Genomic DNA, 13,750 nt, shown 5'->3' with positions numbered 1-13,750 from the left:
AAAAAGCCGCCCCAAAATGGAACGGCCTTTCCGAATTAAATTTAACCTACTTGGTCAAAACACTTTATTGTCCTGCAATACCTGCATGCTTTCCAGGATATTGCTCACCGCCAAGGTCATGGATTTTGCGGAGATGGTCGCGCCGGAAATCCCATCGATGTCCTCCCCATAAGCCAAGCTTTCGCCTGATTTTCTGCCGATGAACTGTTTCAGCCATCGTTGACTGCCCACTTGGCGGCCATGATCTTCACGGTATATCAATATTTTTGATTTTTTTATGGTCAGGTCTGGGTTGAACAACACCACGTAGTCAAACACATCCTTCATGCTCGGGGCCTCGCCCAAATAGGCATACCCTAGGGTGGAACCATTGCCAACTACCTTGAAAAGATTGTCCCCTCCCAGTTCCGATGGTGTTTTTTGGTTCAGTTTGGGGTCCAGGGCTATCAATTCCAAAGTAAAGCCCTCCACCTCAAAGGTGGTCAGAACGGCATTGTCCAGTTTTTCCTTTAGCTTAGGGGGAATCTTTCCCGCCTTGAAACCCAGAAAGAAAAAGGCCATACAAAACACCATCAAACCGGCAAGCCTTAATCTATTTACCTGCATTTTCCCCTTTTTTCTTGTCCGAAACAAAACTTTTGATCAATTCCAAGATTTGTCCTTTGTTCGCATTTTTCTCTTCCAAACTATAAAACTGCACGAACATCGGTTGCCCATCCACCTGTTTCAGAAGCGTTAGATCACCTTCCCTTTCATAGACCTCGTCCCAAGCGGCACGCGCCTTGGCCCAAAAATCCTTGTGGGCTGCCCACCAGTCCGCGGCCACCTTACAATCGGCGTCAGCCACCTTTTTGTAGATATTGAACCCTTTCTCCTGGGCCAACAACACATCTTCGGCACCTTCCTCACGAATGATCTTGTCATTGTCCTGCTCGTGCACCCATCCATAGGAAGTGATTTCCTGTCGATTGCCCCTGGCCATCACATTGTAATCGCTCCTTTTGGAATACTCCCTTCGGGGCAGCGGGGAATCGCTTGTGTTTTCCCAATAGTGCTTCCCATCGTAATGCACCCATGTGGAAGAACCGGAATACCTTGGACTATCATCCACTTGGTATACCTTTTGAGTCCATTGCCCCTTCACGGCATCGGCAGGCAACTGGGTAAAGTTCCAGCTATTTCCACCATTATAGTGGAACACTTTTTGGTTCTCGAACAACCAATCCTGTCTCCAGTGTTTGATCACCGTGCTATCATTGATCACCAACAAATGTTGCAGGGATATTTTGTTCTCCTCGTCTATAATGGGCAAGGCCAGCTCCAGGGCCTTGGAGGTATAGTCCAGTTTTTTCTCATAGTCGATTTCGGGGGCAAAGGTCTCGGTATACTTAAAAGTGACCTCATAGCATCCGCACATGTCCAATATGGCCTTGCGGTCGAGTTCCTTCTTTTCCTGTGAATGTGTCATTGACGCCCCTCCCATCAAGAGCATCAAGAAAATGATCGATTTTTTCATACGAATATCTGTTAGTTGTTTTCAGAATGTTAAAGTACAAAAATACTAAACTTATTTAGATTGAATAAAAATAAAATATATATTTGCCCCAACAATTATATAGAATGAGTCTAAATAAATATAGTGGTTTTCTTATTACTTCCCTTTTTATCTGCGCAATAGGTCACGCCCAAGAAAAAAATACCATGGAAAAAGACTCCATGTCCATGCAAAACCTTAACGAGGTCGTGGTCACCGGGGAAAGTCAGGTCATGTCGCTCAGCAAAAAACTTTTTGCCGTGGGTGTCCTAGATCAAAGGGACATTGCCAAAGTGGCTGGGAACAATCTTGCGGACATCCTTAACTACAACCTCAATATCACGGTCACCCCTGACCCATCCACAGGTAGGTCCACCATCAGCATGTTTGGTCTGGACGGACAATACGTGAAAGTGCTGATCGACGGCATTCCCATGGCCAGTGACAACGGCATGGGCAACAATATAGACATCACGCAGATCAATCTAGAAGATGTGGAACGGATCGAAATCGTGGAGGGTTCCATGGGCGTGCTCTATGGGGACAATGCCGTGGCAGGGGTGATCAATATCGTCACCAAACGCGGGTTGGAAAATGCCAAATGGCAACTTCAATTGTCCGTTCAAGAAGAAACGGTGGGCGATGAATATGAATGGTTCGATAAGGGCCGTCATATCCAAAATGCAAAGTTGAGCCATCAACTCAGCGAGAAGACCAGTATCTCGATTGGAGGTTCCAGAAATGATTTTGCGGGTTTCTATAATGGCTACAAAGGCAAAAATTATGTGAACATACAGGATAATACCGTGGTCAATGATGGGCTTCGGGGCATGGAATGGAACCCCAAAGAGCAGTTCACTGCCTTCGGAAACCTCAATACGGCCCTTGGCAAGCACAACATTTTCTACAAGTTCCAATACTATGATGAGACCGTTCCCGTGTATAACCGCAATGTCACCGGAAGGCTGAACAGCGACACCGGCATGGTGGAGCCCACGGCCCTTGATGAAACTTTCGACACCCAAAGGGTGATGAACAACCTCAACATTTCCGGACCGCTCAAAGGCCAGACCATCTATAACCTCTCCTTTTCCCAACAGACCCAAAAACGATATTATCAACAATACGTCTATAACATCCTGCAGCGGGGCATTGAGTCCTATATCGCCGACAACCTGAGTCAATCCTCGGAGATCTGGTACTCCAAGGGCTTTGTGGGCAACATGGTCCCCAAATCGGATTTTTTCAACCTGCAATTGGGATACGAGTTCACCCATCAGACCGGTTTTGACGCCATTGCCACTGGCGAGTATTCCAACGATGTGGTGGAAAACACCTTGGAGAACTATGACTTTTTTGGAGTGGCCGATTTCAATATTTCGGATAGGTTTTCCATCTTCCCGGGAGCACGATACACGAACAATTCCCAGTTCGGCAACAAACTCATCTGGTCCCTCTCCTCCACCTACGACATCACCGATACCTTCAAGGTAAAGGCCATATTGGGCTCAGCATTCCGGGCGCCCAATTTTGAGGAGCTTTTCTTCTACTTTGTGGACTCCAACCACAATGTGCAGGGCAATCCCGATCTGGATCCCGAAGATGGCATTTCCATTTTCCTGAACTTGGAGGACAAATTCCGGCTCGGCGAAAGCAGCATGCTGAAAACTGCTTTCAAGTCCTATTATTTTGACATCAAGGACAAAATAGCCTCGGTGGTCACCACAGATGAGGAGGACAGGAACCTATTCACCTTTGCCAATGTGGACTATTCAAAAATCTTGGGTTTTTCGTTGGAAAATTCCCTGATCATGGACCGCTGGCAGCTTTCCCTGGGTGCTACCTATCTGGGTGAATCCACGACCATTGACGAATCCCTAGCGAGCAATAGCGATTATCTATGGAGCTTTAACCTACAATCCTCCGTAGGCTATACCATCCCTACCATCCGCACCACTTTGTCCGCCCAATTGAAATACAACGGTAGGACACAAGTGGTCCTGAACGATACGGACGGTCCCGTGATCGGGCAGACCGATGATTTCACTTGGATGGATGCCTCGGTGAGGACCAACATCACTAAAAATTTCAACATCACCCTTGGGGCCAGGAACATCTTCGACATCGTCCGGGTGAATGCCTCGGATGTACCATCGGGCGCCCATGGCTCTTCCGTATCCTCCAGCCGTCTGTTCGGCAATGGGAGGTCTTATTTTCTAAAACTTTTATACAATCTAAATTTTAATTAAAACCAATGAAAAAAACGATCCTTTTAAAAGCAATTGCATTGATGCTCATCCTCAGTTCCTGTAGTGATGATGACGGCGAAAACCTAATCGATTTCACGGCCACTTTTGCCAGTGCCACAGTGAGCACCACCGAAGAGGAAACTTCCAAGGAGATTGTCCTGAACTTTTCTAGGGCGGCCTCGGAAAATGGCACCATTACCGTTTCTTATTCCGGGGACAATGCCGAATACGGAACAGATTTTACAACCTCTCCCGATGGAAGTTCTGGTACCATTTCAGTGCCCGTGACATCCGGCGATACGAATGCCAGTTTCACCTTCAACAAGCTTACCAATGCCATAGAAGGGACCACCAAGTCCGTCACCTTTACCATAGATGGCTTTAGCGAAGCGGATTGGTCCACGGGATCTACGTCCTCTTCCTTGGTGAGCTACACTCCCATTGCGGCCACCAGTGGCATCATCGACACGGAAAATGGAGGGTCCAACCAGCCGAATCAGGTCTATTTTGATTTCAGCACCGGGGTACAGACCGCTGTGCGACGTGACCTATGGGAAATTGGATTCTATAACGGCACAGAAAACCGTGTGTTCCTGAACAGTTCCCTATCCGTATCTGCTGTAGCACTTACAGGAGTGACCGATTTGCTTTCGGTTACTGAAGCCAGTGACTTGCCCGAACCCATGGATTTATTCACTTATAGTTTTGTTACTGAACAATTGGAACCTGTTAATGTCACTACCGTTGCGGGGCTTACTCCAGGATTACCCATAGGCTATAACCAGTATGGGAATCTTGAAGCAGGCATCTCGTTCACCGATAGCCCCGAGGGTACCTTGGAAGGGACCGCTTTTGCCGAAATATCCACAACGCCAGAGGAAAATTATGTTTATTTGGTAAGTCTGGGGAAAGAAATCCCCACCGAACCAGCAGAAACGGGAAGCATCAATACTACGGGTGACCTTCGGGACATCATCAAAGTAAGGATATTGAGCGATGGCAACAGCTATACCATCCAATATGCCGATTTGAACGAGACCACCGCCTTTTCGGAGGTGACCGTTCCCAAGGACGCTGCCCATAACATTACTGCCTTTAGCCTGACCAATGGCGAAACCGTAAACGTGGAGCCCGCCAAGGAAGAATGGGACATCAACCTCACGGGGGTATTTACCTATTATGGTTACCAAGGCCCTATTGCCGCCGGGCTTACCTATTCGGACTATGTGGTCCACAACACCTTGGGTGGTGTAGGACTCTACCAAGTGACCATTGAAGGAGACGTGCCCACCTATGCCAATTTCACGATGGCCGATGTGGACGAATCCGCTTTGGTGTATGACAACAGGGCCGTTGTGGGAAGCGGTTGGAGGAATACTTTTGGAGGCGTCGTCAACACGGACCGATACTATGTGCTCAAGGATGCAGATGGCAATTACTATAAATTGAACTTTACGGCCTATACCAGCACCGAAGGGGAAAGGGGACATTTCCAGTTCACCTACGAACGTCTGTAAGCTGACACAACATATTGTTCCGTCCATTATAAATAATGGATTGACTGATCGGACTGCTCAAAATTACCGGATTGTTTGTTATCATTATCGCCTTTTTGACGTGTAGTTTGAGTTAGTTTGTGTGAATGGCGGGGCAAGAGATTGCCCCGCTTTCTGTTTTACGACATCAAATAAATGGATAGCGTCAACAAGTCCCCCTAAAAATCCCCAACTTGGCATAAACCATAATTCACAACATCATGGGGGTAATTGCTACAAACGACCGGGAAATCAAATTTTATTACAGCTCCGTCACCTCTATTGGCAAACAGGCCTTGGCCTATGTTAAGGCTTCGGACAAAAAGATCATGGAAGTGGATATTGCCAAGACCAAGGTCACGGGCACGCAATGGGCCGAACTGGCCGAATATCTCAATCTACCTCTTCACCAATTGATCGATACCCAACACCCCGATTTCATAGCGGCCTATGGCAAAGATCCCGATATCAAGGACCCGCACGATTGGCTCAAACTGTTGGCCAATTGCCCACAGGCCTTTCAACACCCCATTTTGGTGAATGGCCATACCGCGATCCAGATCATCTCCCCTTCCGATGTGGCCGCTTTTCTGGACACGGAAAGCTAAACCACAGATCTATGTCGTAGATTAGACCATTAGTTCAACCAAAAAACACATCATGCCCAAAAACAACAACACATCCAACCGAAGGAGGATCCTACTGGGATCCATCGTGCTTTTGTTGGGTATATGGGGAACGGCGCAGCTCCTTTTCACCAAAAAGGTAAAACAGACCCTCAAGACCGAAATTCCCCAAGAAATCACACTGCACTACGACAAGTTGAGCACCAATGTGCTTTTGGGCAAGATCCAACTCCAAGGTGTCAGTGCCAAGGACAGCAACAACACCCTGGAACTCGCCGCAAAGGAAATCACCCTGTCCGGTCTTGGATATCTGGCCCTGCTCACCAAGAACAAAGTGGCCATTTCAGAACTGCATTTGGAGGAACCCGTTTTCAACTATCGGAAAAAGGATAAAAACCCTCTTCCCCAAAAGAAGAAAACAGGCCTGTCCACCCCTTTGGAAATCGACAAATTCACCATCACCAAAGGTGAGCTGAAACAGTTCCGCAAAGGGTCGGACAGCATCCAACTGCACATCGAGGGCATCAATTTTTCCTTGGCGGATATCCAAATGGACCATACCGCTGCCCAAGAACTCCCCTTCACCTATGGTGCATATGAACTGAAGACCGAGCAACTCTATTGCGACCTGGGTCCCTTCGAGTTTCTCCGCCTGCAACAATTGCAGCTCAATGCAAACGAAGGACAAATCCACCGATTGGAACTGAAAAGTAAGTACAGCCAAGAGGAGCTGTCCAAAAAACTGCTAGTGGAGCACGATCACTACGACCTCACCATCGATACCGTCCGTTTGAAACAGTTCAGTTTTGGCCACAGCGACGGTCTGCCCAAATTCCGGTTGGCCCAACTGCAACTGGAGCTGCCCATTTTCCGGGTGTACCGCGACAAACTGCTGCCGGATGACACCACCCATAAAAAACTGTACAACCAGGCCCTTCGTGACCTCCCTATGGACCTTCAGGTGGATTCCATCGGTATTTCGGACGGGACCATCACCTACGAGGAGCGCCTGGAAGAAAAAGTGGATCCCGAAAGCCTGAGGTTCACCCAACTGCAGGCCACCATTTCCAACCTGCACAGCCGGGGCAGCGGCATGGTGACCGTGTCCACCACATCCCGGTTGATGGGCGATGGCCTCCTCACCCTCGATTGGTCTTTTGACCCACAGAGCAAGAGCAACGATTTCTTGGCAACGGGCAATCTGGTGCAATTCAATTCGCAAAAAATCAATCCCTTCCTCAAAACCAATCTGGGTGCCGAGGTCAAGGGTTCCATTGACGAAATGTACTTTACCTTCAGTGGCAACGAGGAAGAATCCAAGGGCGACATGAAAATGGCCTATGACCAATTTGAGTTCGTGGTGCTGAAAAAAGACCGATTGGGCGTGAACAAACTGCTCACCACCATTGTGAACATCTTTGCCAAAAAGACTTCCAAGGAAGATGGCGACGGATACCGACATGGGGAATTCAAGGTGAAGCGAAGGACCGACAAATCCTTCTTCAACTACCTATGGCTGAACGTCAGGAACGGTTTGGTGGACACCATGACGGGCAAGGACAAAAAACAAAAGGATAGGAAATGACAAAACAGCGCAAAAAAATATACAAGCGGAAACGGTACCTCCTGCCCGCGATCTTGATCGTGCTGCTCGTCGCGCTCCGGATTGTGCTGCCCTATATCGTGAAAAATTATGTGAACAAGGTGCTGGCCGACATTCCCGGGTATTATGGCCAGGTGGAGGACATCGACCTCTCGTTGATCACTGGCGCATATACCATCCATCACCTCTACCTCAACAAGGTGAATGCCGGCTCACAGATTCCCTTTCTGGATTTTGAAAAAACGAACATTTCCATCGAGTGGAGCTCCCTGTTGAAGGGCAAGGTGGTGAGCGAGATCAACATGACCCGGCCCACGGTGATCTATGTGTTCGAGGACCAGCAGAAGGAAAGCGAGAGCGATGCCGATATCGACGATTGGAGCAAGGCATTGACGGATTTGGTGCCCATCGACATCAACAAACTGGAGATCCACGGGGGAAAAATGGCCTTTGTGCAGCTCACCGCCGACCCCAATATCGACCTCCATCTTGACCAAATAGAACTCTACGCCACCAACCTCCGCAACGTGGTGCGTACCGAGGCCCGCCTGCCCAGCAACCTTTCTGCCGATGCCATCAGCATTGGTGGGGGCAACCTGCATTTGGAGGGCCAGATGGACCTCGTAAAGCAGATTCCCGACATGGACCTCGCCCTTTCCCTCGAAAATGCAAACGCCACGGCCCTCAATGATTTTACAGACCACTACGCCGGCATCGATTTTGACAAGGGCACCTTTAACCTCTACAGCGAACTCGCCATTGCCGATGGCTACCTGAAAGGCTACCTCAAGCCCATTTTGAAGGACACCAAGCTCATTGGCAAGGAAGATGCCTTTTTGGAGACGCTTTGGGAAGGGTTTGTGGGCTTTTTCAAGTTTGTGTTGAAGAACCACAAGCAGAATACCCTAGCCACCAAAGTGCCCATCGAGGGCGACCTGAACGACGTGAAAACGAAGACCTGGCCCACCGTGACCAACATCTTTAAAAATGCCTGGATCAAGGCGTTCAAAGGGATCGTGGACAACGACATCGAGTTTGAGAACGTGCAGGAAACCGCAAAGAAGAAGTCCAAAGGGGAAAAGGATAAGGGTTAGGAGTTAGGAGTTAGGAGTTAGGAGTTAGGAGTTAGGAGTTAGGAGTTAGGAGTTAGGAGTTAGGAGTTAGGAGTTAGGAAAGCAACTGAAAACTTCTCCAACATCATTACCCTTTACTCATTAACCCTTCCTGTTCATTGTTCATTGCTTATTGTTCATTGTCCATTGAACCCGACTTCCGACTCCTAAAGTATTGATAATTGTCAATTGTTCATTGGAATTGCGGAAAATCCCCAGTTTTTTTGTGGTTTTTCCATAATGTCAATTGGCTGGGAATTAGTATTTTGGCAACTCCTCTTAAAACTTTCTGGAACAGGTTTATGCTACATATAAGATGACCAAGTCATCGTTTCCATCCCTTTTTGGGGGTATATGGATGTATTTTATGCTTATATAACCAAGTTGTGCGTCATTAGAATAAAAGAATGCCAAGAATATATTACACTGCGAATAATTACAATAATCCTTTTGACCATATCAATACAAATGGGGAGAGATTTATTCGTTGTAGAAAATTGGATTTATATCGTTCTATAATAACAGTGGGGTCACCAACTTTTGTTTCGTGGCGAGCAATTCGACAAAACGGATTATTCCGAACAATTTCAACCGCAATAATTCAAAAAGCTTTATTGGTTCAAGCCAATATAGTGTCTAGCCCAATTGGCATGAATTTACATCCAATATTTAACGGATATATTAGTGACCAAAAAAGAATAGTAAGCTATAATTTAGGTATGGCTTTTGCCAAAATTTATGCTGAAAGATTATTAAACATACCAAACCTAACACACCTTGAAACACTAAAAAAGATAAATGCTGTAACGTTCGTTAAGCAATCTGGAAAATCTAAAGAACCAGATTTAGTTGGAATGACAAGCAACGGAGATTGGCACGTATTTGAAGCCAAAGGTATGTCAACTAACAAGCTTTCCAGCGAAATTGTCGTTGCAAAGAATCAAGCCAACCAAATAGCAACTATACACGGACAAGCACCAACTTCATTAAGTGCCTGTGCAACTTATTTGGGACCAAATAGAATATTATCACTTATCGAAGACCCTGAAAGTGGAGAAGAAAAAAGTATTGAATTAAAAAAGGATAAATTTTATGAAGGTTATTATAACTCATTCTTTGCGCTTCGTGAATTGATTAATCAAAAGTCAAAACAAACGAGGTTTGAGAATATCGAGTTTCAATCATTTGATATAAGAACTGATAAACTGAACTTGACAATAGGTCTTGAAACAGAAGTCTATGAACTACTTCAAGAAAAGAACTACGAGTTAATTGTCGAATTCTATGCATCCAAAAGAAATACAAATCAAATTTCTGATGGACTTGAACAAGAGGAAATATCTATTGGACAAGATGGATTTATTGTCAAATATTTAAATTATTAAAATAACGCCGCACAACAATAGCTATAAGTAATTGTCTGTTCTCGCCTACTCCTGAAAATCCTCACGAATTTTCAGTTTGGTACGTACTTGCTAAATTAACCGCTAAACCACGCAACTACTCATAGTGAGACCGTTAGGCGTAATTATAAAAGACCGACAAAATGGAACTATACCAACAACTAGGATTTAGTGACAATCCCTTCTCAACTTTTTCAGCAGAAGAGGAAAAAGCATTTTTAAATGACATTTATATAAACCCTTTATTCTATGAGACATTAAAGTCAGATTTAATAAAAGGACATAGTAGATTCATTCTTGGTGCCAGAGGAATTGGGAAAACAGCTTTACTACTTCAACTGAAAACCGTTCTCGACAAAGAGAACGCATTTACTATTATAATTGACGAGTTTGATGGTGTGCCAGTTAAAAGCAATCAAATAGAATTTACAAGGCTTATCATTGAAAGATTAGTTACAAATTACTGTATCAAAATAAGTAAAAATCCAGTCGGTATTAGAAAACTTGATAGACATCAAAAGGAAAAACTATCTTTTATTATAAAAGAGTTTTTTCAGACATTGAGTAAAAGTCAATATGAAAGACTCTACAATAAGGCGGACAATTACAAAAAGAGAAATGCAATAAAGAATATTTGGAATTATTTATTTAATCGCCCTGTAAACTTTCTTATTTCCGGGGGTATTGAAATAGTTGCTGAAACGGCAAGAAAAGCAATGGGATTGCCAATAACTGATGGTAAAGAATTTTATAAAAATTATGTTCCTGAATTGACCTTGGAACAAATAGAAAGGGAAAAAAGACCAGAGAAATTCTTAAACGATTTTAAAGCATTAAAGGAGATTCTTAACGATTTAACTGAGATTATTAAAGCTTCCGGATATGCAACAACAATAAGGAGATTCTTAACGATTTAACTGAGATTATTAAAGCTTCCGGATATGCAACAACAATTGTGTTCTTTGATAAAATAGATGAATACACCAAATTAAATAGTAGTATTTCCGCTGTAGCTGAATTTCTTGATGACTTTTTAAAGGATACGACTATTCTAATGAATAAATCTTATTCGCTAGTTTTCAGTATTTGGGACGTTCTAAAACCTGAGCTAACTAACAGCGGTGTCCGATTTGACAAAATCAAACCAATTGACATTACATGGCAGACTGACAACTTAAAAGAAATTCTTGATAAGAGAATAGCTTTCTTCAGTGGTGGTAAAAAGAAAATTAAGGATATTGTTTTGTCTGATAGTAAACTCAATGAAATAATAGCCCTATCCAACAACTCACCCCGTTATCTTTTTAGACAATTATCCTATATATATGACCAACAGGCGGAGATAAGTACAAATTCGAGAGTGTTGACAGACGAAGCTATTGACCAAGGACAATTGGTTTACTCCAAAAGTTTTGAATATTATGCCATTTATCCTACTAAAAGAGGTTCTAAAGAAGATATTCTTACCAATATTAATAGACTTTTGAAAATTGGAAAAACCACTGTCATGACAAAAGATTTTGTTGACGTATTTAAAGTAAGTACTCCAACTGCCATTTCATATATCAAGATTGTACAAGAATATAATCTGGTAAAGGAACTTACTGAAACTGACGGTGGCGCCAAAATGTATGAAATATTAGACCCGGTTATAAAACATCTCATTAAATATGGAATCACTGAGATCAAAAAATAACTGCGCTAACAGCACCTACTCAAAAGTGGCGGTTCAGTGATTAAATCAACCTTTGTGCTTAGTGATAGTGAAGTGCCTCGAAATCGCCACCCTCTGATAGCTGTAAAATGTTACTAAAACACCCTCCCCACCGCTTCAATCGTCCTATCCAAATCCGCATAGCTGAGCGCATCGTTCAAAAAGTAGCTTTCAAAAGCGGAGGGCGGTAAATAGACCCCGTTCTCCAACATCCCGTGGAAGTATTTTTTAAAGGTGTCGTTATTGCCCTTGGCCGCACTGGCAAAATCCACCACGGGTTCGTCCGTAAAGTGTACGGAGATCATACTGCCAAAGCGGTTGATCTGGTGTTCCACTCCTTTTTCGGTCAAGGTGGCGGCAATCCCTTGGTGCAGGTATTCCGTTTTTTCGGCCAAACTGGTAAACACTTCGGGGCGGTTGTTCAGCTCGGTGAGCATGGCGAGTCCGGCACTCATGGCCAAGGGGTTACCGCTCAAGGTCCCGGCCTGGTACACCGGTCCTTCGGGCGCCAAGTGCGACATGATCTCCGCACGGGCCGCAAATGCCCCCACGGGCAGTCCGCCCCCGATCACCTTTCCGAACATCACCATATCGGCATCAATGCCCAAGGCTTCCTGCGCCCCACCTTTACCCAAGCGAAAGCCTGTCATCACCTCATCAAAGAGCAACAAAATGCCTTCTTGGGTGCAGAGTTCGCGCAAGCCTTTCATAAAATCGGCTTGGGGGATAATGCAGCCCATATTGCCCGGCACGGGCTCCAAAATAATGGCCGCAATCTCGCCTTGGTTCGCTGCCACGAGGGCCTTTACCCCTTCCAGATCGTTAAAATTCGCCAGCAAGGTGTCCTTGGCCGTGCCCTGCGTGACCCCAGGGCTGTTGGGACTGCCAAAGGTAACGGCACCGCTCCCCGCCTGTATCAAAAACGAGTCGGAGTGGCCGTGGTAGCAACCCGCAAACTTGATGATCTTGTCCTTGCCCGTGTACCCGCGCGCGAGGCGCACCGCACTCATACAGGCCTCGGTGCCGCTGTTCACAAAGCGGATCTGGTCAATGTTCGGCACCATGGAAACGGCCAGTTGGGCCAGCTCGGTCTCAATTTCGGTGGGCATCCCGAAGGAAGTCCCTTTTTTGGCCTTTTCAATTACGGCGTTGATCACGGGCTCGTAGGCATGGCCCAAGATCAGTGGCCCCCACGAGGCAATGTAGTCGATGAGTTGGTTGCCATCCACATCGTAGAGGTAGGCACCCTTGGCCTCCTTTACAAAAATGGGGTCGCCCCCTACCGCTTTAAACGCCCGAACGGGTGAGTTAACGCCTCCTGGAATGTATTTTTTGGCCGCTGCGAAGAGGGCACTGCTTCGTTGGTAGATCATATTTCCCTATTCCCGCGAAGACGGGAATCTTTTTAATTCATTTTTGTCAGTTCGAGTGATTTTTCGATACAAAGTTCGTCATGCCGAACTCATTTCGGCATCCCTTGATCGGATAAAATTTACCGTGAGATCCTTCGCTTGTTCCTTCGACTACACTCAGGAAACTGCTCAGGATGACAAACCGTGCTACAAAGGTACACATCCTTCCACTTTCAAGGAAACCGTTTTTGTCACTTCGAGTGATTCGCCCTGGCGAATTGTATCGAGAAAGGAATGGGACGGACAGTATCTTCGTCATGCCGAACTTGTTTCGGCATCCCATGATCTGATAAAACTTGTGGTGGAATCCTTCGCTCGCCCTTCGACTGCACTCAGGGCCCAATACCCACAACATTTATGAGAACCTGAAACAAGTTCAGGTTGACGTGCCCAATATCAGTTCGAGCGCCTGCCGAACGGACAGTATCTTCGTCATGCCGAACTTGTTTCGGCATCCCATCATCGATAAAACTTACCGTGAGATCCTTCGCTCGCCCTTTGACTGCACTCAGGGCCCAATACCCACAACATTTATGAGAACCTGAAACAAGTTCAGGTTGAC

12 protein-coding genes are annotated in these 13,750 nt (G+C 45.6%); 8 read left to right on the top strand and 4 right to left on the bottom strand.

Features of this window, described 5'->3' with window-relative positions; all coding sequences use genetic code 11:
* Positions 1-54: 54 nt before the first annotated feature.
* Positions 55-606, bottom strand: coding sequence for an FMN-binding protein (locus D2V93_RS15025; RefSeq protein WP_119619970.1), 552 nt, complete (start codon positions 604-606; stop codon positions 55-57).
* Complete coding sequence (locus D2V93_RS15020) at positions 593-1,516, bottom strand: DUF6607 family protein (RefSeq protein ID WP_119619969.1); 924 nt, start codon at positions 1,514-1,516, stop codon at positions 593-595. Before D2V93_RS15020 ends, D2V93_RS15025 begins: the two co-directional genes overlap by 14 nt.
* Positions 1,517-1,701: 185 nt before the next feature.
* Between D2V93_RS15020 and D2V93_RS15015 the strand changes: the two genes are divergently transcribed.
* The 8 genes from D2V93_RS15015 (at position 1,702) to D2V93_RS14980 (ending at position 11,758) form a co-directional block, all read left to right on the top strand.
* Entirely contained in the window at positions 1,702-3,783 is a 2,082-nt protein-coding gene (locus D2V93_RS15015) for a TonB-dependent receptor plug domain-containing protein (RefSeq protein WP_182850003.1), read from the top strand.
* 5 nt (positions 3,784-3,788) lie between these two features.
* The gene (locus D2V93_RS15010; protein WP_119619967.1) at positions 3,789-5,300 is read left to right on the top strand and encodes an HmuY family protein; all 1,512 of its coding nucleotides are present in this window, start codon (positions 3,789-3,791) and stop codon (positions 5,298-5,300) included.
* A gap of 239 nt (positions 5,301-5,539) precedes the next feature.
* Positions 5,540-5,926, top strand: coding sequence for an arsenate reductase family protein (locus D2V93_RS15005; RefSeq protein ID WP_072883018.1), 387 nt, complete (start codon positions 5,540-5,542; stop codon positions 5,924-5,926).
* A gap of 52 nt (positions 5,927-5,978) precedes the next feature.
* The gene (locus D2V93_RS15000; RefSeq protein ID WP_119619966.1) at positions 5,979-7,529 is read left to right on the top strand and encodes an AsmA family protein; all 1,551 of its coding nucleotides are present in this window, start codon (positions 5,979-5,981) and stop codon (positions 7,527-7,529) included.
* Positions 7,526-8,641 carry a DUF748 domain-containing protein gene (locus tag D2V93_RS14995; protein WP_119619965.1) on the top strand — a complete coding sequence of 372 codons (1,116 nt, stop codon included), beginning with the start codon at positions 7,526-7,528 and terminating at the stop codon, positions 8,639-8,641. Before D2V93_RS15000 ends, D2V93_RS14995 begins: the two co-directional genes overlap by 4 nt.
* 425 nt (positions 8,642-9,066) lie before the next feature.
* Positions 9,067-10,044, top strand: a complete 978-nt coding sequence (locus D2V93_RS14990; protein ID WP_147377415.1) for a hypothetical protein — start codon at positions 9,067-9,069, stop codon at positions 10,042-10,044.
* A 161-nt stretch (positions 10,045-10,205) separates the two neighbouring features.
* A complete protein-coding gene (locus tag D2V93_RS14985) occupies positions 10,206-10,979 on the top strand; it encodes a hypothetical protein (protein ID WP_119619963.1) in 774 nt (257 codons plus the stop codon).
* Positions 10,980-11,017: 38 nt separating this feature from the next.
* Positions 11,018-11,758, top strand: coding sequence for a hypothetical protein (locus D2V93_RS14980; protein WP_119619962.1), 741 nt, complete (start codon positions 11,018-11,020; stop codon positions 11,756-11,758).
* Positions 11,759-11,871: 113 nt separating this feature from the next.
* Here the strand turns inward: D2V93_RS14980 and hemL are convergent, their stop codons facing one another.
* Entirely contained in the window at positions 11,872-13,149 is a 1,278-nt protein-coding gene (gene hemL, locus D2V93_RS14975; RefSeq protein WP_119619961.1) for a glutamate-1-semialdehyde 2,1-aminomutase, read from the bottom strand.
* Between the two features lie 371 nt (positions 13,150-13,520).
* On the bottom strand, positions 13,521-13,750 hold a 230-nt coding region (locus D2V93_RS18765), incomplete at its 5' end, for a hypothetical protein (protein ID WP_220473644.1).

The sequence above is a fragment of the Flagellimonas taeanensis genome (assembly GCF_003584105.1).
Lineage (GTDB): Bacteria > Bacteroidota > Bacteroidia > Flavobacteriales > Flavobacteriaceae > Flagellimonas > Flagellimonas taeanensis.
The sequence above is the reverse complement of the archived record's forward strand: the minus strand, read 5'-3'. Positions and strand labels throughout refer to the sequence as shown.

Excerpts from the sequence above, each read along its gene's own strand:
- D2V93_RS14985 (WP_119619963.1), top strand. The coding sequence starts at position 10,206 with ATGGAACTATACCAACAACTAGGATTTAGTGACAATCCCTTCTCAACT.
- D2V93_RS15020 (WP_119619969.1), bottom strand. The coding sequence starts at position 1,516 with ATGAAAAAATCGATCATTTTCTTGATGCTCTTGATGGGAGGGGCGTCA.
- D2V93_RS14995 (WP_119619965.1), top strand. The coding sequence starts at position 7,526 with ATGACAAAACAGCGCAAAAAAATATACAAGCGGAAACGGTACCTCCTG.
- D2V93_RS15005 (WP_072883018.1), top strand. The coding sequence starts at position 5,540 with ATGGGGGTAATTGCTACAAACGACCGGGAAATCAAATTTTATTACAGC.
- D2V93_RS15015 (WP_182850003.1), top strand. The coding sequence starts at position 1,702 with ATGGAAAAAGACTCCATGTCCATGCAAAACCTTAACGAGGTCGTGGTC.
- D2V93_RS15025 (WP_119619970.1), bottom strand. The coding sequence starts at position 606 with ATGCAGGTAAATAGATTAAGGCTTGCCGGTTTGATGGTGTTTTGTATG.
- hemL (WP_119619961.1), bottom strand. The coding sequence starts at position 13,149 with ATGATCTACCAACGAAGCAGTGCCCTCTTCGCAGCGGCCAAAAAATAC.
- D2V93_RS15010 (WP_119619967.1), top strand. The coding sequence starts at position 3,789 with ATGAAAAAAACGATCCTTTTAAAAGCAATTGCATTGATGCTCATCCTC.
- D2V93_RS15000 (WP_119619966.1), top strand. The coding sequence starts at position 5,979 with ATGCCCAAAAACAACAACACATCCAACCGAAGGAGGATCCTACTGGGA.
- D2V93_RS14990 (WP_147377415.1), top strand. The coding sequence starts at position 9,067 with ATGCCAAGAATATATTACACTGCGAATAATTACAATAATCCTTTTGAC.